The 22,232-nt window shown below is 72.2% G+C and carries 22 protein-coding genes; 12 read left to right on the forward strand and 10 right to left on the reverse strand.

The genetic code is table 11. The annotated features are described in order from the left end of the window. The first annotated feature begins 118 nt into the window (after positions 1-118). The 3 genes from G6R20_RS00685 to G6R20_RS00695 all read left to right on the forward strand — a co-directional run bounded on the left by G6R20_RS00685 (position 119) and on the right by G6R20_RS00695 (position 3,988). Complete coding sequence (locus tag G6R20_RS00685) at positions 119-1,285, forward strand: amidohydrolase family protein (protein WP_069389254.1); 1,167 nt, start codon at positions 119-121, stop codon at positions 1,283-1,285. Further along, on the forward strand, positions 1,282-2,799 hold the full coding sequence (locus tag G6R20_RS00690) for a phospholipase D-like domain-containing protein (RefSeq protein WP_096906257.1): 1,518 nt from the start codon (positions 1,282-1,284) through the stop codon (positions 2,797-2,799). Before G6R20_RS00685 ends, G6R20_RS00690 begins: the two co-directional genes overlap by 4 nt. A gap of 124 nt (positions 2,800-2,923) precedes the next feature. Then, positions 2,924-3,988: a hypothetical protein gene (locus G6R20_RS00695; protein ID WP_096906256.1), complete on the forward strand. Its 1,065-nt coding sequence runs from the start codon at positions 2,924-2,926 to the stop codon at positions 3,986-3,988. A gap of 136 nt (positions 3,989-4,124) precedes the next feature. On the opposite strand, the gene G6R20_RS00700 is transcribed toward G6R20_RS00695, so the two are convergent. Both G6R20_RS00700 and G6R20_RS00705 read right to left on the reverse strand, forming a co-directional pair. Beyond that, a complete protein-coding gene (locus G6R20_RS00700) occupies positions 4,125-5,012 on the reverse strand; it encodes an oxidoreductase (RefSeq protein WP_096907387.1) in 888 nt (295 codons plus the stop codon). Positions 5,013-5,067: 55 nt separating this feature from the next. Continuing rightward, the gene (locus tag G6R20_RS00705; protein WP_069389402.1) at positions 5,068-5,862 is read right to left on the reverse strand and encodes a MerR family transcriptional regulator; all 795 of its coding nucleotides are present in this window, start codon (positions 5,860-5,862) and stop codon (positions 5,068-5,070) included. Between the two features lie 136 nt (positions 5,863-5,998). On the opposite strand from G6R20_RS00705, the gene G6R20_RS00710 reads away from it, so the two are divergent. Next, positions 5,999-7,564: a succinic semialdehyde dehydrogenase gene (locus tag G6R20_RS00710; RefSeq protein WP_069389401.1), complete on the forward strand. Its 1,566-nt coding sequence runs from the start codon at positions 5,999-6,001 to the stop codon at positions 7,562-7,564. A 268-nt stretch (positions 7,565-7,832) separates the two neighbouring features. Here G6R20_RS00710 and G6R20_RS00715 read toward each other — a convergent pair whose 3' ends face one another. Continuing rightward, on the reverse strand, positions 7,833-8,489 hold the full coding sequence (locus G6R20_RS00715; protein ID WP_163375296.1) for a copper resistance CopC family protein: 657 nt from the start codon (positions 8,487-8,489) through the stop codon (positions 7,833-7,835). Further along, entirely contained in the window at positions 8,486-9,331 is an 846-nt protein-coding gene (locus tag G6R20_RS00720) for a DUF6474 family protein (protein ID WP_163375298.1), read from the reverse strand. Before G6R20_RS00720 ends, G6R20_RS00715 begins: the two co-directional genes overlap by 4 nt. A gap of 111 nt (positions 9,332-9,442) precedes the next feature. On the opposite strand from G6R20_RS00720, the gene G6R20_RS00725 reads away from it, so the two are divergent. Then, positions 9,443-11,122, forward strand: a complete 1,680-nt coding sequence (locus G6R20_RS00725) for a TM0106 family RecB-like putative nuclease (protein WP_163375300.1) — start codon at positions 9,443-9,445, stop codon at positions 11,120-11,122. Between the two features lie 225 nt (positions 11,123-11,347). Continuing rightward, on the forward strand, positions 11,348-12,097 hold the full coding sequence (locus tag G6R20_RS00730; protein ID WP_163375302.1) for a hypothetical protein: 750 nt from the start codon (positions 11,348-11,350) through the stop codon (positions 12,095-12,097). A 116-nt stretch (positions 12,098-12,213) separates the two neighbouring features. Here G6R20_RS00730 and G6R20_RS00735 read toward each other — a convergent pair whose 3' ends face one another. From G6R20_RS00735 to G6R20_RS00745, 3 genes are all read right to left on the reverse strand, one after another. After that, entirely contained in the window at positions 12,214-12,981 is a 768-nt protein-coding gene (locus G6R20_RS00735) for an SDR family NAD(P)-dependent oxidoreductase (RefSeq protein WP_119193494.1), read from the reverse strand. Between the two features lie 77 nt (positions 12,982-13,058). After that, positions 13,059-15,122: a neutral/alkaline non-lysosomal ceramidase N-terminal domain-containing protein gene (locus G6R20_RS00740; protein WP_163375304.1), complete on the reverse strand. Its 2,064-nt coding sequence runs from the start codon at positions 15,120-15,122 to the stop codon at positions 13,059-13,061. Positions 15,123-15,324: 202 nt separating this feature from the next. After that, positions 15,325-15,927, reverse strand: coding sequence for a superoxide dismutase (locus G6R20_RS00745; protein ID WP_067714888.1), 603 nt, complete (start codon positions 15,925-15,927; stop codon positions 15,325-15,327). 158 nt (positions 15,928-16,085) lie between these two features. On the opposite strand from G6R20_RS00745, the gene G6R20_RS00750 reads away from it, so the two are divergent. Further along, entirely contained in the window at positions 16,086-16,529 is a 444-nt protein-coding gene (locus G6R20_RS00750) for an NUDIX domain-containing protein (protein ID WP_227022110.1), read from the forward strand. A 13-nt stretch (positions 16,530-16,542) separates the two neighbouring features. On the opposite strand, the gene G6R20_RS00755 is transcribed toward G6R20_RS00750, so the two are convergent. Further along, positions 16,543-16,746, reverse strand: coding sequence for a hypothetical protein (locus G6R20_RS00755; protein ID WP_067714882.1), 204 nt, complete (start codon positions 16,744-16,746; stop codon positions 16,543-16,545). A 110-nt stretch (positions 16,747-16,856) separates the two neighbouring features. Between G6R20_RS00755 and msrA the strand changes: the two genes are divergently transcribed. Continuing rightward, on the forward strand, positions 16,857-17,498 hold the full coding sequence (gene msrA / locus G6R20_RS00760) for a peptide-methionine (S)-S-oxide reductase MsrA (protein WP_119193495.1): 642 nt from the start codon (positions 16,857-16,859) through the stop codon (positions 17,496-17,498). A gap of 159 nt (positions 17,499-17,657) precedes the next feature. Here the strand turns inward: msrA and G6R20_RS00765 are convergent, their stop codons facing one another. After that, positions 17,658-17,861: a cold-shock protein gene (locus tag G6R20_RS00765; protein ID WP_007629661.1), complete on the reverse strand. Its 204-nt coding sequence runs from the start codon at positions 17,859-17,861 to the stop codon at positions 17,658-17,660. Between the two features lie 201 nt (positions 17,862-18,062). Further along, positions 18,063-18,431, reverse strand: a complete 369-nt coding sequence (locus G6R20_RS00770; protein WP_069389755.1) for a DUF488 family protein — start codon at positions 18,429-18,431, stop codon at positions 18,063-18,065. Between the two features lie 60 nt (positions 18,432-18,491). Here G6R20_RS00770 and G6R20_RS00775 point away from each other — a divergent pair, with 60 nt between their 5' ends. From G6R20_RS00775 to G6R20_RS00790, 4 genes are all read left to right on the forward strand, one after another. After that, positions 18,492-19,334, forward strand: a complete 843-nt coding sequence (locus G6R20_RS00775; protein WP_227022109.1) for a DUF4328 domain-containing protein — start codon at positions 18,492-18,494, stop codon at positions 19,332-19,334. A 3-nt stretch (positions 19,335-19,337) separates the two neighbouring features. Continuing rightward, positions 19,338-20,168, forward strand: a complete 831-nt coding sequence (locus G6R20_RS00780) for a glycerophosphodiester phosphodiesterase family protein (RefSeq protein WP_069389506.1) — start codon at positions 19,338-19,340, stop codon at positions 20,166-20,168. Positions 20,169-20,259: 91 nt separating this feature from the next. Continuing rightward, on the forward strand, positions 20,260-21,168 hold the full coding sequence (locus tag G6R20_RS00785; protein WP_069389507.1) for a DUF5926 family protein: 909 nt from the start codon (positions 20,260-20,262) through the stop codon (positions 21,166-21,168). A gap of 165 nt (positions 21,169-21,333) precedes the next feature. Continuing rightward, entirely contained in the window at positions 21,334-22,227 is an 894-nt protein-coding gene (locus tag G6R20_RS00790) for a hypothetical protein (RefSeq protein WP_163375307.1), read from the forward strand. Positions 22,228-22,232: the final 5 nt, after the last annotated feature.

Here is a 22,232-nt window from a genome sequence, read left to right on the forward strand (position 1 = left end):
GCGTGGTCTGGTCATGGCAACGCTATCCGGCCGCGCTCCCGCGGGGGAGCCCGCCGTGGGGGACAATGTCGGGTGAAGGGTGCCCCGCCATCGTCCGAGAACCCGGAAGGAGCCACCCGTGGCCCAGTACGAACTCCTGATCCACGCCCGGCGCGCGGTCATCGACGATCGCATCCAACAGGCGGCGGTCACGGTGGACGGGGGAGTGATCTCGTCGGTGCGGACGGGGTCGGAGGCGCGGGACATCGGTCTGGCGGGCGACCACACGATCGCGCTCGGTGATGACGTGGTCCTCATGCCGGGACTCGTCGACCCGCACGTCAGTACCGAGGACGTCGCGGTGGGCACGCGTTCGGCGGCTCAGGGCGGGATCACCTCGGTGATCGACTACGGAACCGACGGCGACCCGGTCGCGATCACCCCCGAGGACGTGGACCGCTGGAGACAGGACGTGACCGGCGAGTCCACGGTGGACGTCGGCCTGTGGGGCGCGGCGGTTCCGGGGAATCTCGGCGGGCTCGGGACGTTGCTGGATCGTGGCGTGTTCGGGGTGTCGGCGGTGGCCGCCGGCAAGGGTGTCGCCGGTGCGCCGACCCTGGATTCCGCACAGGTGGTGGCGGCCGCCGAGGAGGTCGCGGAGGCCGGCGGGCTGTTCGCGGTGGACGCCGGGGTGGACGATCTGCCCGGGCTTCTCGAGGTCTGCCGGCGCACGGGTGGCCGGCTGCACGTCCGGGCGGTGTCCGACCACGAGGAACTGCCCCTGCTGCGCGAAGCCAGGGCGGACGGACTGGCCGTGACCGCCTCGACCAGCCCGCACATGCTTGCGCTGGTCTCCGAGGTCACCCACGGCGGCGCTGCGGTCGCGCGGCTCGACCCGCCGATCCGGGACGCCGCCAACCGCGAGTTGCTGTGGGAGGCGTTGCGCGACGGCACGATCGACGCCGTGGCCTCGGCCCGGCTCGGGTTGTCGGTCGTGTGGACCGAGGCCCGTCGCCGGGGATTCGATCTCGCCGACGTCGCCGGGTGGATGGCCACGCGCACCGCCGGGGTCGTGGGCCTGCGGGACCGCGGTGAGATCCGGGTCGGCCTGCGCGCGGACCTCGCCGCGGTCGCCGACGACGACGCGTTCGTCGTCCTGCCCGGGACCCGTGAGCTGGGCTCTGCGGACTCGGTGTACGCCCAGCGTGCCCTGGCGGGCGTGGTGCGGTGGACGATGCGGGGCGGAACGGTGATCGACCCCCGTGCCCTCGCCCTCGGGACTGTCCTGACCCGACAGACGAAGTGAACCCCACAGTGGTGGGTCTCGACCTGTCCTTCCCGGCAGGGGTCACCTCGGGCCTGCTCATCACCGAGTACGTCATCAAGATCCTCGCGCTGGGGATGGTCCCCGAGAACCGGCAGCCGTCGTCGTCGCAGGCGTGGCTGCTCGCCATCCTCTTCATCCCGGTGGTGGGGGTGCCGTTGTTCCTCCTGCTGGGCAATCCCTACATCACCGGGCGACGGCACCTCATCCAGGCCGAGGCGAACCATCTCTATGCCAGGGCGCTCGAGAAGCGGCCCACCGTTCCCGACGGAGTGCGCGTGGGGCCCGGGGTGCGGACCATCCTGGAGATGAACCGGACCCTCACCGCGATCCCCGCCATGTCCGGGGACTTCATCGGCCTGCATTCGGACTACACGCGGTCGTTGGCGGCGATGACCGAGGCGGTCCGTGCCGCCCGGGACCACGTGCACATCGAGTTCTACGCGCAGTCGTGGGACTCCGAAACCGACGAGTTGTTCACCGCCGCGGTCGAGGCCGCCGATCGGGGGGTCGTGGTCCGGGTGCTGGTCGACCACCTCGGGTCACTGCGCTACCGGGGGTTCACGAAGCTCCGGAAGCGGCTGCGGCGGACCCCGGTGGAGTTCCACCTGATGCTGCCGGTGAACCCGTTCCGCGGCCGGTTCAGGCGGCCGGACCTACGCAATCACCGCAAGATGCTCATCGTGGACGGGGTGCACGGGTTCATCGGGTCGCAGAACCTCATCGAGCGCCACTACGGCAGTTCACGCAACGCCCGGCTCGGCCGCGAGTGGGTCGATCTGATGATGGAGGTCCGCGGGGAGATCGTCCAGGCGATGGACAGCGTGTTCGCCGTGGACTGGTATTCCGAGTCCGGCGAGGTGATCGGCACGCTGGAGGACGTGGCGCAGGGCGCACCACTGGCGCCCGGACGCAAGGGCGGGGATCCCACGGCGGGCGACCCGGTGAGCGCGTTCCAGCTGGTCCCGTCCGGCCCGGGGTACAGGACGCAGCCCGGGCTGCGGATGTTCACCCAGCTCATCGGCCAGGCACGGAAGCGGGTGCGGATCGTCAGCCCGTACTTCGTGCCGGACGACGCTCTCCTGCACTCCATCACGTCGGCGTCGTTCCGCGGGGTGGGGGTGGAGTTGTTCGTCCCCGAACACGCCGACCAGTTCCTCGTCCACCACGCCCAGCGGTCCTACTACCGCGCGCTGCTCGAGGCCGGGGTGGTGATCCACCGCTTCCGCTCCCCGGCGGTCCTGCACACCAAGACGGTGCTGATCGACGACTACGCCGGGATCGTGGGCTCGAGCAACATGGACCAGCGCTCGTTCAACCTCAACTTCGAGATCAGTCTGCTGGCCCTGGGCGGCGAGGCGGTCGCGGAGCTCAACGACGTGGTGGACTCCTACCTTGAGGACTGCACCACGTTGGGCATCGAGACGTGGATGAGCCGCCCGTGGCCGGGGCGGTACGTCGACAACGTCGCACGTCTCACCTCAGCGCTGCAGTAGGCCGGGTCCGGCGGCGGATCGGGTCCGGCCGGACAGCCGGCGCTACGGGCGGGCGGCACCGCAGTAGTACGCTCAGCGTGCGCGGGTCGCACAGGCCCGCCCCTGCGACGAGAGGCTGTGCCCGATGCCCCAGACCCGTGGTTCCGGAGTCCGGACCAGGCGCCTCGGCGCCGCCGTCACGACCGCCGTGGTGGCGGCGGTCGCGGTCCCCGCCGTGGCGTACGCGCAGGGGGACTCGGGGTCGGGTTCGGCGCTGCCCGCGGAGACGGGCAACAGCAGTGTGGACCAGTTGGTCGGCCAGTTGCCCGAGGAGATTGTCATCGGCGGTGGGGCGCTCGGGTCCGAGGGTCTGCGCGAGACGGGCAGCGCCCCGGTGGCGGACGCCGGACTGTCCCTGGGGCAGACCCTCGGTTCGGTGGCGCCGCTCGAGGCGCTGGGGTCGGCGGGAGGGTCCGCGGCGGCGTCCGTGGCGTCCTCGGGCAGCCTGCCGGGGTCCGTCTACGCCAACCCGACCGGGTCGCTCGGGTCGGGCACCATCGGGCTGGGATCGATCGCGATCCCCGAGTACATCTTCCCCGTACTGAGCGTGCAGTTCGCGGGCGGTTTCTTCACGGCGCTGGGGGAGCGGCAGCAGGCCGGCGAGCTCTATCCGCACGAGTTGGACTTCTGGCACGGGCTGGTCGAGGGTTCGGCCGAGGGCGGCGCGCTGCTCACCGACGCCGCGGACGCCGCCGGCACCCAGCTGCCCGGCGCGCTGGCGGGGAGTATCGAGGCGGTCCAGATCGCCGCGCTGCAGGATCCGTACGAGGACAACGAGCGCCGTCGCGCCGAGGCCGAGGCGGCGGCCGCCGACGGTGGGCAGGACGCGACGGACGAGGTCGACGACGACGAGGTTGACGACGACGAGGCAGACATCTCCCCGGTCGGCGCGAACGGTCCCGCCGGGGACACGCAGGGCGGAACCGGCGGAGTGGGCGCGACCCTCGGCGCCGCGGCCGCGCCTGCCGCCATCGCCACGACCGCGGGGAATGCCGCCGCAGGACCCGGCGAGCAGTCGGCCCCCGCCGAGCTGTCTGCCCCCGCGGAGCTGGCCGTGACCGGCGTGGGGACCACCGCGCTGGTCGGCGTCGCCGCCGGGACGATTCTGCTGGGCGGGTTGCTGCTGGCCTTCGTCCGCCGGCGCGCGTAGGGGCCCGGGCTCGTCGTCGTCCCCTCCACGCGGGCCCGGGCAAATCGTTGCGGGGCCACTCGGAAGGCCGGGCGGTAGGCCGCGCCGCCAGCGGTTACCCGCGGGCGGTCACCCCTGCGGACTCACCCCTGACCACTCACCCCTGCGCACTCATCTCCCGGCAGCGGTCCCACAGTGCGGCGGCGACCTCGCGGTCGTGCGAGGCCTTGGTGGAGTTCACGGTCGTCGGGTACCCGGTGAGCTCGCCGGGGCCGTCGGGGCCGATGTACGCGCCGCCCGCGACGGACTCCACGGTCGCGGCGTAGAGCTGCGGCAGGGCCCCACGCTCGGCCGGTTGCACGAGGAACGGGATCTTCTCCACGCCCTTCATCAGCAGGTCCTGCACGCGGCTGCCGCTGCGGTACTGCAGATTGGTCGCCGAATAACCGGGGTGCGCGGCCACCGCCCTCAGCGACGACCCCGCGGCCTCGAGGCGACGCTGCTGCTCGTAGGCGAGCATGACGCAGGCCAGCTTGGAGGCGGCGTACACCGGCATCGGGGCGTAGCGGCGACGGGTCCAGTCCAGGTCGTCGGGGTCCACCGTGCCGAAGCGGTGCATCATCGAGCCCAGCCACACCACCCGGTCGGTGAGCGCCGGCGCGACGTGCTCGGTGAGCGCGAAGTGGCCGAGGACGTTGACGCCGAACTGCATCTCGTGGCCCTGCGCGGTGCGCGACCGTGGGATGTTCATCAGCCCCGCGTTATTGATGAGCACGTCGGGCGAGCGGCCCGCGAGCAGCTCACCCGCCGCGTGCACGGACTCGAGGTCGGCCAGGTCGAGTTCGACGACCTCGGCGCGGTCCGGGTGCGCGAGCCCCGCGCGGGCCGTCTCGGCGCGGCCCGTGTCACGGCAGGCCATGATCACGCGGGCGCCCGCGTCGGTCAGCGCGCGGGTGGACTGCAGGCCCAGCCCGGAGTTCGCCCCGGTGACCACGAAGGTCCGGCCGGTCTGGTCAGGGATGTCGGCGGTGGTCCATCGGCTCATGCGGGCCAGGGTACGTCCGCCGTCCGACATCGCCCACCGGCTCATGCGGGGCAGTTCACTCCCAGGTGGCGGTGTCCGGGTCGACGCCGTGCGCCCGGGCGTTGGCCTCGACGGCGGCGACCAGCCACTGAGTCAGGCCCGGCTCGTGCACGTCGTACGTCTCGGCGAAGCGTGGGTCCTCGACGTACATCCGCGCCAGGCAGACCTGCATCGCATGCGTGCAGTCGTAGAACCGCCCGATCGATGCGCGGTGGCGCTCGGCCAGCTCCGCGGCCTCCGGCGCCCCCGGGTCCATGCCGGCACGCTTGGCGGCGGCGAGGTCGACGTTGAGCGCGTCGCCCTCGGCCTTGACCTGCTTCCAGTCCTCCCTGGACATGCGCGCCGTGCGTTCCTGCGACTGCGCCCACTGCGGGGTGTCGCCCCAGCGGTGCTCGGCCTCCTCCTGGTACTCCTCCTTCCAGTCCGTGCCGAAGATCTCGGCCCTGTCCTGAGGGGTCAGTGGTGCGTTCATATCGATCGCCTCCTTCATGCGGTCGACTGCGGAGACCATCTCCTGCAGGTGCGAGATGCGTCCGACCAGCAGCTCCCGCTGGCGGGTCAGGTGAGCCAGGGCGTCGGCCTCCGGGTCATCGAGCAGGTCCCCGATCTCCGCGAGTGGGAAGCCCAGCTCGCGGTAGACCAGGATCCGGTGGAGGCGGGCGACGTCGTCGTCGTCATACACCCGGTAGTCCGACCACGTCCTGCCGCTCGCCGGCGCCAACCCGATCCGGTCCCAGTGGTGCAGGGTCCGGACGCTCACCCCGACCAGCGCGGCGACCGCTCCCACGGTGAGCCCGTCTCTCGTCGTCATGTCTCCAGCATCTCTCACATCCACGAGCGTGGGGCCTGACGCGATGTCAGGGTCAAGCCCGGGTTTCCGCGACCGGCGGGCGAAGAACGGTGGCAGGCGGTACCGCTCTTCCTTACCCGCCGGTAGCCTCGGTGCCATGAGCCGACCCGCGCCCCATGTGTACGACCGTCTCCGCGACCTCGTCGCGATCCCCGAATTCCGGGCCGATCCCTCAAGCCGCCCGTCGGCGATGATCACCGAGGTCTTCACCGGTGACCCGCTCGCGGAGATCCCCGCCGGCACCGCCGACGATGTCACCGCCGCCGTCGAGCGGGCCCGGGCCGCGCAGGTCGCGTGGGCCGAACGAGACGTCGCCGACCGGGTCGCCGTCATCACCCGCTTCGCCAAGCAGATCATGCGCAACCGCGGCGAACTCATGGACATCGTGCAGGCAGAGACAGGCAAGAGCCGCGCCTCCGCACAGGAGGAGGTGCTGGACTGCCTCATCACCGCGCGTCACTACGCCCGGACCGCGCCCGGGCTGCTCGCCCCCAAGCGCGTCCAGGGCATGCTGCCGGGACTGACCAAGGCCGTGGTGCGCCGCCAGCCCAAGGGCGTCGTGGGCGTGATCGCGCCGTGGAACTACCCGCTCAACCTCGCCGCCACCGACGCGCTCGCCGCCCTGCTCGCGGGCAACGCCGTGGTGATCAAGCCCGCCTCCATCACGCCGTTCTGTGCCCTCGCCGCCGCCGACATGCTCTACCGGGCGGGCCTGCCGCGCGACCTGTTCCAGGTGGTGCCCGGTTCGGGCGGGACCGTCGGCGGCGCGATCGTGGAGAACGTCGACTACCTCATGTTCACCGGCTCCACCGCGACCGGCCGCACGCTGGGCCGCCAGTGCGGCGAGCGCCTGATCGGGTTCTCGGCCGAACTCGGCGGGAAGAACGCCATGATCGTGACCGAGGGTGCCGACCTCGACGAGGTGGCCGAGGTCGCCACGCGCGCGTTCTTCTCCAACTCGGGTCAGCTGTGCATCTCGGTCGAGCGGGTCTACGTGGAGCGCTCCGTCGCGCCGCAGCTCATCGAGAAGCTCACCGCGCGTGTGCAGTCCATGAGCGTGGGGCCCGGCTACGACTTCGAGGCCGAGATGGGCAGCCTCATCTCCCGTGACCAGCTGGACACCGTCTCCGCACACGTCGACGACGCGGTGGCCAAGGGCGCGCGCGTCCTGGCCGGCGGACGCGCCCGGCCGGACCTGGGCCCGCTGTTCTACGAGCCGACCCTGCTCACCGACGTGCCCTCCGGCGCGACCTGCTACGGCGAGGAGACCTTCGGCCCGGTCGTGTCGATCTACCCGGTCGACTCGGTCGAGGAGGCGATCGCCGAGGCCAACGACACCGAGTACGGGCTCAACTCGTCGGTGTTCGCGGGGTCCGACTCCGAGGGCGAGCAGATCGCGGCGCGCCTGCGGACCGGCACCGTCAACGTCGGCGAGGGCTACGTCGCGGGCTGGGGCTCCGTCGCGGGCCCGATGGGCGGCATGGGCGCCTCCGGTGTGGGCCGACGCCACGGCGACGAGGGACTGCTCAAGTACACCGAGGCGCAGACGATCGCCACTCAGCGCGTCGTGCACATGGGCGGGCCGTCGTTCCTGCCCCGCACGCGGTGGCAGCAGTTGCTCGCGCCCGCCACCGACGCCATGCGCTTCCTGCCGGGGCGGTAGGCGGGAGCTCGCGCGGGTGGCCGGGCCCGCGCGAGTGGCGGGAGCCCGCGGCCGCCCCGGCCCGCCTCGTGCTGCCGCCGCGGCCCGACTCGTGATACGGCCGCTCGATCTCGTGATACAGCCGCGTCCGGGCATGGCGTCTCGCGCGCCCCGAGGGGCAGGCCAGACGCCACGCGCGGACGCGGGTGTGGCTGACGTGTACAGGCGCGGGAGCGAGACGCCGGGCGGGGGAGCGGCTGCACCGCTCGCCGCTCGGCGTGCCCGCCCGTCAGTTACCGCGGCGCAGCAGCACGAACGCGCCACCGATGAGCAGGATCGCCAGTCCGCCGACGACCCAGATCGCGGGGCTGACGCCGGTGTCCTCGCCCGAGGTCTCATCGGCGACGCCCGCCTCGTCGCCGGCCCCGGTGTCGGACCCGCCCGCCGGGGAGGCGTCTCCACCGGCCGCGGGCTGCGAGCCGGACTCCGAGCCGGGCTCCCCGCCGGCCGCGGGCTGCGAGCCGGACTCTGCGCCGGCCTCCGCGCCGCCGCCCCCGCCCGTCACGGTGAAGACCGACGATCCGCTCACCACGTGCCCGTCGGACGAGGTCACCCGGTAGCCGACCGTGTAGGCGCCGGTCCCGAGATCATCGACGTCGACCGTGACGGTCTCGCCCGCCACCGAGGGGTCGCCTACGACCCGGGTGGCCCGGTCGTCCCCGGCGGTGACGGCGACGGAGGCGAAGCTCTGGTTGATCTCCTCGTTGAAGGTCAGGACGATCTCGTCGGGCGGGGTGTCCAGCTCGGATCCGTCCTCCGGGTCGATGGAGACCAACACCGAGTGGGCGCCGGCGACCGGTGCGAGCACCACCGCGGGAGCGGCCGCGCCGCCGACCAGGGCGGTAGCGACCGCGACGGACGCCAGCCGGCCCTGGAGCGCCGTCACGCCTTGACGCCCAGGCGGGCGAAGATGTCCTTGTTGATGCGGTCGAGCTCGCCGGAGATCGACGAGTGGATCTCGCGCCGCTGCGCGGTGGGCGTGGTCTCGGCGGTCTCGACCGCTGTCCGCAGGTCCGTGAGCCTGCCCCGGGTGGAAGAGATGAAATCCTTGACCTCACGCTCGCTCCCGCGGCTCACGTCGAGCTGGTCGAGGGTCTGCTCGAGGCGGACGATGCGTACACCGAGGGCGGCGCCGGGGCCGGTGGCGTTGATGCCGGCGGCCTCGAGGTCCACGCCTCCGGGGCCGGAGGGCTTGCCGGCCGATCCCTGCACGTTGGAGACGGCCTTGTAGACCATCGGCAGCAGCACCGGGGTGGCGACCTTGGCCATGCTCAGCCACCGCTGCAGGTCATCCTTGTTGAGCTTGGTGCCCTCGAGCTTCTTGAGTTCCATCTCGGCGAGCTGGTACTCGTGCTTGCGGCCGGCGGAGTCGATCTTCTCGGCGAGCTTGCGGTCCTTGGCCAGCAGCTTGGCCTCGCGCTTGATGGTGGCGCGCTCCTGCTTGGCGTGGACCTTCTCGTTCTTGCGGTTCCGCTTGGCGGATCTGCGGTCGAGCTTGTCACGCTTCTCGGCCCGCTTCTCGGCGCGCCTCGCCTTGCGTTCGGCGTTCTTGCGCTCGAGCTTGGCGCGTTCCTTGGCCTCGGCCAGTTCCACGCGGTGCGCCTCCTTGGCCTTCTTCCGCGTCTCCTTGGCCGCGAGCTTGGCCTCCTTCATGGCCGTGGACTTGAGCGCCGAAGCATGGGCGCGGAGTTCGGCACGCTTGTCGCGGTAGGTCGTCAGCTTGCCCATGGGCGTCGATCCTTCTCTCGTCGCGGACATCAGGTCTCCAGCCTAGGCGAATCGGCCCGCACTGAGGACCGGACCGTCGTGTGGGCCGCGGCTGGGCCATGATGGACGGCGATGGAGGACGCCGGCAGCACCACGTACCGCGCCCCCGATGCGGCGGTGGTGGGGCCGGCCTCGGGGGCCAGATGTCTGCACCGCGTGGCCCGGGAACGTGATGCGCGACCGGGGTGGTGGCGGACGGCGCCGCTCGACGAGGGCGTGCGTCTGCGGGCGATGGCGGCGGCCGATCGACGCGCGGGCCTGCGGGAGCGCGCGTTGCGGGACGCGCGCCCCGACACCGTGGTGGTGGACGTGGTGGGGGATCACTGGACCGATCTGCCGGGGGACGTACCGGGCGACGACGACGAGAGCGCGACACTCCGGGCCCTGGCCGACGGGGCGACGCTGGTGTGGGGCGCGGCTCTTCCCGCCGATCCGCACGAGGGCCGGGCGGGCCTCCGGTGCACCCTGGCGGCCGTGCCCGGCGGCGGGTACGCGCCGGTGCTGGTGGTTAATCACAAGGTGGTCGATCCGCGGCGGGGGAGGACCGCGTCGACGGCGACGGTGACCCGCTTGCTCGACTGGTCCCCTGCGCCCGACCCCGCTCTCCGGGTGCGGCGTCACCCCGCGGATCTGGACCGGCTCGTCCACGCGTGGCGGCTGCTCGCCGCCGTGGGGCACGCGGCGGAGTCCCCGGTGGGCGCGGTGCTGGGGCTGGGCTCGGCGCGCGCGGTGGTGCACGACCTGGGGCCGGTGCTCGACGCCGCAGACCGCACCCACGCCACGCGGCTGGCGGTGGTGCGCGGTGAGCTCGACACCGAACCCAGCCGGATCGGCGAATGCCGCACCTGCCCCTGGTGGGAGGGCTGGGACGATCGGGACGGGCCCGTCGAGGGCTGCCGTGACCGGCTCGTCGTGGCCGATGACGTCAGTCTCGTCGTCGGCGGCGGACAGGTCGGGTCGCTGAGGGCCCGGGGGATCCGGACGGTGGCGGAGTTGGCGGAGGCCGGACCGGACCGGCCCACGGACTGGAACGGCGAGTCGTTCTCGGACGCGGTCCTGCGGGCGAGGGCACACCGCGACGGTGAGGTCGTGGTGCCCAAGGTGGCCCGGCCGAGCATCCCGCGGGCGGACATCGAGGTGGACGTCGACCTGGAGAGCCACCTCGACGACGGCGCCTATCTGTGGGGGACCCTGCTCACGCTGAGGGACGGGCGGCCCCTGGAGGCCGAGGGGTACAGGCCGTTCGCCACCTGGGCGCGGTTGCCGGATCCGGACGAGGGGCGGTCGTTCGCGGAGTTCTGGCGTTGGCTCACCGGCATCCGCGACCGGGCGGCCGGGCAGGGGCGGTCGTTCCGGGCCTACTGCTATTCACGATCCGCGGAGAACGGGTGGCTGCTCTCGTCGGCCGGCAGGTTCGGTCCGGAGGGCACCGTCGCCGTCGTCAAGGGGGTCCCGTCCGTCGCCGAGGTCCGGCGCTTCATCTCCTCCCCGCTCTGGGTGGACGTCCACGAGGCGGTCACCACCCAGTTCGTCTCCACCTCTGGCCTCGGGCTGAAGGTGGTCGCCCCGGCCGCGGGGTTCACGTGGCGGGATCCCGAGGCCGGCGGCGAGGCCTCGCTCGGCTGGTACCGCGACGCGCAGGCGGCGCGGGGCGTCGAGCGGGACACTGGCCGCGACCGCATCCTCACCTACAACGAGGACGACGTGCAGGCCACCCGGGCCGTGCGTGAGTGGATCTCCCGCCTCGGCTGAGTACGCGGTGATATCCGCAGTGCGTGAGCGGATTTCGGGAGCTTCTTCTAACTAGGATTTAACTGAGTTCTCGCCGTTGATCACCTGAAAGTGTGGCTAGGGTGGGGCATGGACCGATGAACCTCGTTCTCGTAACGCTGTTCTCACGTCCCACAGACCCCGCCCGGGGTGGGTCGGCCACGAGCCTCCGCGCCTGGGAACCCCTTTTCCACACGAGGAGACGCAATGACGTTCACCACCCGCAAGGCGGCAGCGGTCGCGGCCGCCGCTGCCCTGGCCATCTCGGGCGCCACCGGCGTCGCCACCGCGCAGGACGGCGACGCGTCCGGCAGCATCGACCTCGGCAGCCTCGTCGGCGGCTCCACGGAGGGCAGCACCGAGTCCGCGGGCAGCGGCGATTCGGTCGGTAGCGGCGAGTCCGCCGGTAACGGTTCCGTCCCCGAGAACCTGGGTTCGCTCATCCTGGATGCCAACGCCACCGGCGAGGGCTCCCTCGACACCGCGGGTTCGGCGCTGCTCGGTGAGCCCTCCACCGGCTCGCTCGCGCCGCTGGCCGGATCCGTCTCCGAGGCCACCGGTTCGGTCGACATCTTCACCCCGGCCGAGGGCACCGGTTCGGTCGACACCTCGGGCTCGGCGCTGCTCGGTGAGCCGACCACCGGCTCGCTCGCCCCGCTCTACGCGCCCATCGCCGGCTCGCTGGGGATCGATGAGGGTGCGACCGTCGTCCTCGGGTCCGACGCGGGGTCCCTGCCGGGCACGGGCTCGCTCGTCCCCGCGACCCTCGGTCTCGGCTCGGTCGCCGCTGTCGGTGCGGGCATCTACTTCCTCCCGGAGATCCACGCGTCGCTCACCGCCGCCGGTATCGCCCTGCCCCCGCTGCCGCCGCTGCCGTGGGCGCCGGCCCCCGACGTCGCCCCGGCGCCGGCTCCGGCTCCGGCCCCCGGCCCCGCGCTCGACAACGGTCGCGGCTGACCCTGTTCGCACCGCCTGACCCGCGCGCAGCACCGAGGCCCGCCCCCTTCGCAGGGGGCGGGCCTCGGTCGTACCGGCACAGGCGCCGGACGCTGGGTCCGGGCCCGGTGGGGCTGCTAGCGCGGCGCCATGCGCAGGGCGCCGTCCATGCGGAAGCTCTCGCCGTTGAGGTAGTCCTGCTCGACGATCGCGTTCGCCAGCTGCGCGTAGTCGGACGGGCGGCCGAGGCGCGACGGGAACGGGATCGCGGCCTCGAGAGACTTCTGGAACTCCTCGGTCAGACCCTTCAGCATCGGGGTCTCGATGGTGCCCGGGGCGATGGTGTTGACGCGGATACCGAACTGCGCGAGGTCGCGCGCGGCGCAGATGCCCATCGAGTACACGCCGCCCTTCGAGGCGGCGTAGGCGATCTGGCCGACCTGGCCCTCGTAGGCGGCGACGGAGGCGGTGTTGATGATGACGCCGCGCTGGCCGTCCTCGTCCACGGTGTCCTGGGTGGACATGGCCTCGGCGGCCAGGCGCAGCACGTTGAACGTGCCCACGAGGTTCACCGAGATGCAGGTCTGGAACAGGTCGAGCGCGTGCACGCCCTTCTTGGAGACGATGCGCGCGGCCGGGGCGATGCCGGCGCAGTTGACCACCACGCGCAGCGGCGCGGCCTCGGTGGCCTTGGCGATGGCGGCCTTGACGTCGTCCTCGCTGGTGACGTCGGCGGCGATGAGGGTGATGCCCTCATCGATGCCCTGCTCGACCGCCTTGTCGATGGACTGCTGGAGGTCGAGGCCGAACACGACCGCGCCCTTCTCGGCGAACGAGCGCGCGGTGGCGTTGCCCAGGCCGGAGGCGGCGCCGGTGACGATGACGGAAGCACCCTTGATGTCCACGGGCGATGTCCTTTCTGTAGACGACGCGAGCACTAGGAAGTGCAAGCATTAACGTCCCCAGTGTCCCAGACCCGCTGTCAGCGCACGTCGAAGGCCGGGCTCTCCCCCCTTACGGGGAACAGTCGCCCGTCGATCCCGCGGCCCGACGCCGTGTAGACCACGCGGTAGGCGCCGGCCGGGGTGCCGGGCGGGATGTCCCAGGTGATGAGCGCGTTCGTCACGGTGAGCAGGCCCTCGAACACGATCATCGTGGACCAGTCGCCGTCGTCGTGGACCCGTACCCACCGGTCGCCCTCCCGGCGCTCGATAGCGAGGTAGGTGTCTCCCCGGCGCAGGTCGGAGTTGGGGTGGGTGCCACAGAACCGCACCACGACCCGCTGTCCGATGCGGTACTCCGTGAGCGGCGGGTCCAGGACGTCGCCGAAGTTCCGCAGCGGTGCCGGGGTGTCGACGAGCGGGTTGCCCAGCGGGGATACGGGGATCTGTCCGGTGAGGTCCCGTTCCGAGGTGCCCGGGTCGAGCGGGGTGCCCGCGCGCATCGAGCGGGCGAGCTCCGCGGCCGTCTGCTGGATCGCGGGGAGCGTCCACGGCCCGAAGATCGTCGCGCCGCCCTCGTAGTTCTGCGCCGAGTACTCCTCGGGCGTCGTCACGTAGTGCCCGTAGGCGTTTGAATACCCCTGGACGGTGACGTGGTCCTCGGCCACGCCGAGTTCGGCCGCGAGCGTGCGCCGCAGCCGTAGACCAGCCACCACGGTGGGTTCGAAGCCGAGGGTGAACAGATAGTGCCCGCCCAGGCGTACGAGGTGGAACGGGTACACGCGCTGGACGGCCTGCGGTACGAGGCCCACCGGGAGCAGGACGTCCTTGGCGCCGTGCGCCTCGCGGAGCCAGGCGGGGATCACCACGTCGGTGATCGCCGCGATGACGGGGTTGCCGCCTCGGTCGCCCTCGGCGAACGGCAGCTCGTCCCCGCCGCCGCCGTCCTCCTGGCTGCCCGACGCGAACGACGCGCCGAGGGCCGCCACCGTCGTCCGGTGGGGGCGCCCGTCGCCGGTGAACTCGGGCCGCACCTCGACGGCCGACATGTCCACCCAGCGGTGCCGGACGTCGATCCCGTTGCCGAGCGGCCGGACCCCCTTGTCCACCTGGTCGCGCGCGGCCGCGAACTGTCGCTCGCCGATGATCCGGGTGTTGAGCCACTCGTCGGGCGTCGGTCCCCGGCCGGGGGCCAGGTCGAGGTTGGGGCTCACGTCGCCCGGGTTGGTCTGCGCGAACGCGGTGACCAGCTCCGGCGTGCGGCCGTCGAGGTAGTCCTGCCCGGCCACCTCCCGCTCCCAGTGCCATGCGGCGAAGCCCTTGTTGTCGGAGGACGCGATCGTGTTGTGGGAGGTCATCGAGGTGGCGTGGACGCCGAACCAGTTGAGCACGCCCACGAGCCGGCCGTCGCGGGTGATCTGCAACGACTGCGACCGCGGGTCGATCCCCGCCGGGAACTGCGCCCGCTCCTCGGGGGTGTCGCGGTCGAACGACCCGCGGGAACGCTGGACGCCGGCGTCGTGCAGCGCGCCGGTGGTGACCCCGACGCTCGACGGCGCGAGGTCCTGGTGCGCCATCCGTGCGGCGTCGACGATCCCCGCCACGTTGGCCTCGAACGTCACCGGCCGGAAGCCCAGCATCGACAGGTCGACCATCGGATGGCCGGATGTCCCGCCGGGTGCCACGTGGGTGTGCGTGGCGGTGATGACCACGTTGCCCTCGTGGTAGGTGTCGCCGAACTCGGCGGCCAACCGGCGCAGCACCTCCTGCTGGATCGACTGGAAGACGAGACCGATCTCGGCGGTGACGTGGAGGAACCGGGGTGACGACGGCGAGTCGGCAAAGACGAAGGCGCGGGCCCGCTGCCGCAGATGCAGCCCGACGGACTGCTGCTCGGTGTCCGCGTACCCGTTCATGCCCGCGCCCAGCGGCTCTCCGGTCATGTCCCCGATGCCGCGGCCGACGTACATGGCCGTGGACTGGCCCTGTGCCACGGCTGGCAGGAGTGACTGCAGCGCGGCGACCCCGCCGAGTGCGGCGGCCCCGCCCAGGACGGTGCGGCGGTTGACGGCCATTCGGTTGGCGGACGTTCGGTTGGCGGACATCGACTCTCCCCGGGTGCGCGTACCGCGGTGATTCGCATCATCGCATCGCGGCTGACGCTACCCAAGTGGACACTCGTCCGGGGGGTGTCTCGTGGAGGTGGGCGGGCGATCTGCGCCGACCGACGGGCAGCGGCCCGGGCGGGGAGATCCCCGCCCGGGCCGCTGCGAGCTCTGCTGAGCCGTGTGGCGCGTGACCTGTCGGTCAGCCCTTGGCGGCGGCGTAGCGCTCGGCCACGTCCGCCCAGTTGATGACGTTCCACCAGGCCTTGACGTAGTCCGGCTTGACGTTCTTGTACTGCAGGTAGAAGGCGTGCTCCCACATGTCCAGCATGAGCAGCGGGGTGATGTTGATCGAGATGTTGCCCTGCTGGTCGGTGAGCTGCTGGATGATCAGGCGCTGCCCGATGTGGTCCCAGCCCAGGACGGACCAGCCCGACCCCTGCAGGGTCGTGGCGGCGGCGTTGAAGTGGGCCTGGAACTTGTCGAACGATCCGAACTCGGCGTCGATCGCGGCGGCCAGCTCGCCCTCGGGCTTGTCGCCACCGTTCGGCGACATGTTCTTCCAGAACACGGAGTGGTTGGTGTGGCCACCGAGGTGGAAGGCCAGGTTCTTGCTCAGCAGCGGGGCCTTGGCGGCGATGCTGCCGTCCTCGCGGGCCTCGGCGAGCTGCTCGATGGCGTCGTTCGCGCCCTTGACGTAGGTCGCGTGGTGCTTGGAGTGGTGCAGCTCCATGATCTCGCCGGAGATGTGCGGCTCGAGAGCGCCGTAGTCGTAGTCGAGATCGGGAAGAACGTACTCGGCCATAGTGGAGTGTCCTTTCAGTTGGGTGGCGGGCTGCGCACGGGAGTCCCCGTGGCGCCCGTCACGACGTCCACCTCCACCATAGTGATCCGTCCACCGGTGCGTCGTGCTGCGCGACCGCGGGCTGCCAGCCGAGCCGATGGCCTGCCATGATCGGGGTCGTGGATCACTCTGATACGGCCCCGGCCGGCGGCATCATCTCCGTGTCGGCCGTCGTGCTCACCCGACCCGACGGTGCGGTGGCGACCGTCCGCAAGGCGGGCACCGACCGGTTCATGTTGCCCGGCGGGAAGTGGGAGGCCGGGGAGTCGCCCCGGGCGTGCGCCGCCCGGGAGATCGACGAGGAGCTGGGGGTGGCCATCGCCCCCGATCGGCTCACCCCCCTGGGGCGGTTCGACACCGCGACCGCCAACGAGCCCGGCTTCTCCCTGGTCTCCGAGGTCTTCGCCGCCGAGGTGGACGGCGGGCAGCAGCACCGGGCCGAGATAGCGGAGTTGCGCTGGGTGGCGGCCGCGGAAATGGCCCACATCGCGACGCTGCCGGAGGACGCCTGTGCGCCGTGGGCCCCGCTGCTGGTGCGCGTCGCCCGAGACTGTCTGACGTGATGACCGTCCCTGGTCAGATCACCAGGAGGACGACGAGCACGAGCAGGAGCGCCAGGGCGACGGCGACACTCACGTGGAGGTTGCGGCGACGGACGTGATCGCTGCAGCCGGACCCCTCGAAGGGCTGCGGCGGCTCGCCGTCGAGGATGGCGCGCAGGCGCTGCGCGGCGGGCTGTGTAGCGGTCACGTCGAGCTCCCCCTCGGTCGAACTGGTCACCACCCTAGCGCCGACTATGGCATTGGTCACATCACGTCCGGATCACGAACGGGCCGGAGGGTTACCCTGGCGGCATGGGCTGGCTACAAGACGCGATCAGACACTCCGCCATGCGTACCGCGACCACGGTCGTCGACGCCGAGGCGGCGCTCCCGGGCCGCGCCGACCCGGTGCCGGTGGCGCCGGCGAACATCGTCACCGGAAACCCGATGGTCCCGCCGTTCCCGGAGGGGCACGAGACGATCGTGCTCGGCATGGGTTGTTTCTGGGGTGCGGAGAAGGTGCTCTGGCAGCTCGACGGCGTCTGGACCACCGCCGCCGGGTACGCCGGCGGGTGGACGCCGAACCCCACCTACGAGGAGACCTGCACCGGGGCGAGCGGCCACACCGAGGCCGTGCTGGTGGTCTTCGACCCCGAGGTACTGCCGGTGGAGAAGCTGCTGGCCACGTTCTTCGAGTGGCACGACCCCACGCAGGGGATGCGCCAGGGCAACGACAGGGGAACCCAGTACCGCTCGGCCATCTTCACCACCACGCCGCAGCAGCTGGAGGCGGCCCGCCGCATCGCCGAGGGCTACCAGAAGGAGCTCGACGCCGCCGGTTATGGCCCGCTGACCACCGAGATCGGCGAACTGGGGGAGGTCCGGTCCGGCACTTTCTACTACGCCGAGGACTACCACCAGCAGTACCTGGTCAAGAACCCGGGGGGCTACGACTGCCACGTGCGCAGCGGCGTCGCCTGCCCCATCTGACCCCCATCTGACCGGGGGCTCCCGCGCCTGACCGGGCGCGGGAGCGGAGGGTCGCGCCGAGGGGTCAGGCGCATCGGACATGCGAGAGGGCCCGGCAGGATCTCTCCTGCCGGGCCCTCTCGTTAATTCCGAAGGACGTCAGATCGCTCTGACGTCAGATCACATCGGGGTGATGTTCTCCGCCTGCAGGCCCTTGGCGCCCTGCGCGACGTCGAAGGAGACCTGCTGGTTCTCCTCGAGCGAGCGGTAGCCCGAGCCCTGGATGGCGGAGAAGTGGGCGAAGACGTCGGCCGAGCCGTCGTCGGGGGCGATGAAGCCGAAGCCCTTGTCAGCGTTGAACCACTTAACGGTGCCGGTAGCCATATTGGCGTCCTTTCGAGAGTCGGTACCCCGCTTGTCGGGATCCCAGGTGCTGCAGCAGAGAGCGTGCTGTGTGTTTCCCTGCGGTGCCGCACTGCCCTCTCTCAAGGACGGTGGATCTACAGAAATACAACGAACGATTTCAACTACTGAGGAAGACCATACACACGCCGTCGCGATCCGTCACCCCTGATGTGACGACGGCTACATGTGCTGCCTGATCTCGTCCGCCAGAACGAGGGCGTGGTTGTGCTCGGTGTCCTTCGCCGCATAGGCCAACACCAGGTCGTCGCGGGCCGCCAGCGTCGCCAGGCGGCCCACCTCCCCGGCGGCGGGATCGCGTGACAACTCCTCCCGATACCTCTCCGCGAAGTGCTCGAAGTCCAGTTCACCGCGGTGGAACCCCCGGCGCAGGTCGGCGGACGGAGCCACGTCCCGGCACCAGTCGTCGTGACCGAGGGAGTCCTTGCGTACGCCCCGCGGCCACAGCCGGTCCACGAGGACGACGTGGGCCCCCGCCGGGTCGGCCTCTCCCGAGACGAGGTCGTGGACGCGCACGCAGTAGACGGACATGGACCCAGGCTCCGGCACAGCGCCGTCCGACGCCACCCGGGCTGTGCCAGCATGGTCGCCATGACCACACCGCGGCGGCAGGGGCAGTGGCGCTGGGTCGCGCACCCGCCGTGGCGACCCCCCACGCCCGTGACGCGGCCGCCCGTCCCGCGGCACCGCACCGGGCCGGCGTGGCGCGACCGCACCCCGTCCTACCCCGGCACCCCGCGGTGGGGACTGCCGCCGGTCGCGATCCCGCGCCGCCTCGAGCAGACGACAGGACCCGCACCCGCCCGGTTCGCCACCGCCGCCCCCGGGATCATGCGGGCGGCCGGCGCCTGGTTCCTCGCCACCGCCGTGGCCCACGGACTGCGCTACGCCGCCCTGGTCTGGTACGCCGACCGCCTCGCGCCGTGGTGGCTCGAGGCCCTCACCACCGCCCTGGTCTGGGTGACGGGGATCGTCGCGATCGCCGTGGGCATCGCCGCAGCCGTCACGGCGACGGCCTGGCTGGTGGAGATGCGGCGACGGGCGTACGGACCGGTTCGGGACCCCCGATCACGGGCGGGCCTGTGGGTGGGTGCCCTCCTCGTCGTCGTCAACTTTTTCCGCCTGCCCGTCTACCTCGAGGAACTGCGCCGGGCGTCGACCCGCGCCCCGTCCCGATCGGACCTCCGGCGGTGGTGGGCGGCCTGGGCCGTCAACGCCCTGGCGGTCGCGGTCGCCCTGTGGCGCGGCAGCGGGGAGGGCCCCCAGGCCGCCGCGGACACCGTGCTGCTCACCGCCCTCGCCGCACTCGCCGCGGCGTGGGCGGTCCGGGAGACCCGGGGCGTCATGAGGAGTTTCAGTGACCCTTCCCCGCGGTTCACCCGCAGGTTCATCGCGGCGGGGATCCTGGAAGCGTCAGCAACCCGGAAGGATTGAGACGTGACGGTCCCCGCGACCACCCACCTGCCCTCGCCCGTCTCCACCCGCAGCGGGGTCGTCGCACACCGCGGCGCCTCCGCGGAATTCCCCGAACTCACCCGGGTCGCCTACCAGCAGGCCCTCGAGCAGGGCGCCGAGGCGCTCGAGGTGGACGTCCGCCTCACCTCCGACGGCGTGCCCGTCCTGCTCCACGACCCCCGCACCACCCGCGTCGCCGACAGGGATCTCTGGGTCCACGCCAGCACCCTCGAGCAGATCTCCGCGCTCGACGTGGGGTCGTGGCACCCCGTGCACCGCGCCCCCGAAACGGTGCTCACGCTGCGCAGCTTCCTCGTCATGGCCGAGGCGTACCCGGACGTCCGGTTGTTCCTCGAGACCAAGCACCCGGTGCCGTCCGGCGGCCGGGTCGAGACGGCGTTGCGCGACGAGCTGACGTACTTCGGCCTCGACCGGGCCGCGTCGTTCGCGGACTCCCGCGCGGTGATGATGAGCTTCTCGGTCGCGGCCGTGCGGCGGTTCCGGCGGCTCGCCCCGGACGTGCCGACGGTGCAGCTGCGCGAGCGTCGGAACATCGTCAAGTCGTGGCCGGCCGAGGGGCTCGGTGCCCAGCTGATGGGACCGAGCATCGGGACGCTGCGGGCGCGGCCGTGGCTGGTCGAGTACTGGCGGTCGCGGGGGATGGGCACCTACTGCTGGACCGTCGACGACCCCGCCGACCTGCTGCTGTGCCGCGACCTCGGCGTGGACTGGGTCGGCACCAACGTCCCCTCGCGCGCGCTGACCGTCCTCGACGGCGGCGCGCCCCGGACCGAGGGGCCCGCGGGCGCCTGACGGGCGGGTCGGCCGAGCCCGGGCCCGAGTCCGGGTTCGAGTCCGACGCCTACGCGGGCGGTCGGCGGGGGCGCACCGTATCGTGGTGATCGTGGGTAGACGCAATCGGAACAACGAGCCCAAGGCCGGCGGCAACCGCCAGGCCAAGATCGCCGCGCGCGCGGCCGAGCGTGAGGAACTGAGCGTCGAGCCGCGGCCGTTCGCCGGGTTCGCCGGGGAATGCGACATGGTGGCGATGCGCGAGTTCGTGCCGTCGGCCACCGCGCGCCTCACCACGGTCGACGGTGGGCGGGAGGTCACGCTGGCGACCGTCCTGCCCGGCGCCATCGCGGGCCTGGTCCGCGACGAGGAGCTCGGCGGCCAGGCCATGGTCGGCCTGCAGGTGCAGGTCCACGGGCCGGACCCGGCAGCCGATCTCGCGTACGCGGTCGACTGGGCGACCCGCGCCGGTGGCGGGGAGACCCTCACCTCGTCGCACCCGACCGACTCCACCCCGGCACTGGCCGACGTCGTGGTCGCCGATGCGCCGCTGGAGATCGTCGTCCACGACGACTTCTCGTGGTGGGTCGCCGACGGCGTGGACGTGGGGCCCGAGATCGAGCAGGCGATCCGCAACGCCAACGAGGTCATGATGCCCTCGGCGCGCGTCTCCGCCGACGGCATCGAGGCCGCCTGGTGGGTCGACGCCGGCGAGAAGGCACACATCCGCTGGGTGCGGCCGGAGAACGAGGACGACCTGTTCGAGGCGCTCGCCCGCGTGCACGCCGCCGGCGCGCTCCATCTGGGTGAGGGGTCCCGCTTCGCCGGGTCGTTCCGCACGCACGGGGTCCTGGTGCCGGTGTTCGACCTGGACCGCGAGATGCACCACCAGGAATGGGCGCCGGGTCTGCAGGCACTCGACGCCGCGCTGCGTGACGCCCTGGCCGACGACACGCCCCTCACCTCGGACGAGCGGTCCTCCCGCGACGGTCTGCGCGCCCGTCAGGTGACCCTGCGCTAGACGGCGGCTCCCCGCTAGCACCACGCGCCCGGCCCCCACGGTATGAACCCCCGGCCGGGCGCGGCGGCCTCTAGGATCCACTCCGATGGCGACCGCGGTCGCCCGTGACGCGATGACCCGTCACGCGATGAGTCGACGCGGAGTGGAGTGAGGGGGTGGGGCGGCGTGGCCGACCGGCCGAGGACGGGCGACGACGACGAGGCCCCCCGGCTCCCGGAGGTGACGGTTCCGCCGTGGTTGCGGACCGGGCCGACCCCCGATCACGCGATGCCCGGCGTCCCCGCCGCGGGCCGGTCGGCCGGCGGGGCCGGTGGCTCGGATGCCGCGCGGGCCGGGTCGGGTGAGCGCGAACCGTCCGCCGATGCGCCGCCCCCCACCCGCATCACCCTCGGCGCCGTCGGCGACGCACACGCCCCGGCGACGAGCGAACTGCGCTCCCCTGCGGGACCGGCCGGCAGCGGCAGCACCAGGCGCGAGACGGACGACCTGTCCACCCTCTCGCTCGGGGCCCCGCCCGCGGACCGGGGCCGACCCGATGACGAACCGCCGCCGGCCCCCGCGGTGCTCGATCGCCGCCCGGCACGGATCGCCCTGCTGGCGGCCGCCGGGGTCGCGGTGCTGGGTGGGTCCGCGGTCCTCGGGTTCGTCGTCACCCGCGGGGCCGTCAGCCCTGCGGACGAGAGGGACACCGGGTGCGTGGAGGTGGCCGAACCCGGCCGGGTGGTGGGGTCCGGGCCGGGCTCGCTCGAGACGCCGGCCGGGGCGGTGCTGGCCTTCGATCACGCCTACTACGTGGAGCGTTCGGCCGAGAAGGCCTTCGAGGCGGTCGCCCCCTCCAGCCGGATGACCGAGGAGCAGCTGCGCGTCGAGGGGGTCGAGCGGGTCCCCGAGGGCACCACTCACTGCGTGGACGTACGCGAACTGTCACCGACCCTGCTGGAGGTGGACCTCACCGAGTACCCGCCGGGGGCCGACCCGGTGCTGATCCGGCAGCGCGTCCGCGTGGCCGAGAACCCCGGCGGCACGTGGGGGATCGTCTCCATCACCCCGGCCGGCTGAGCTCC

Source organism: Dietzia sp. Alg238-R159, assembly GCF_900537145.1.
In the GTDB taxonomy this organism is placed as follows: Bacteria; Actinomycetota; Actinomycetes; order Mycobacteriales; family Mycobacteriaceae; genus Dietzia; species Dietzia kunjamensis.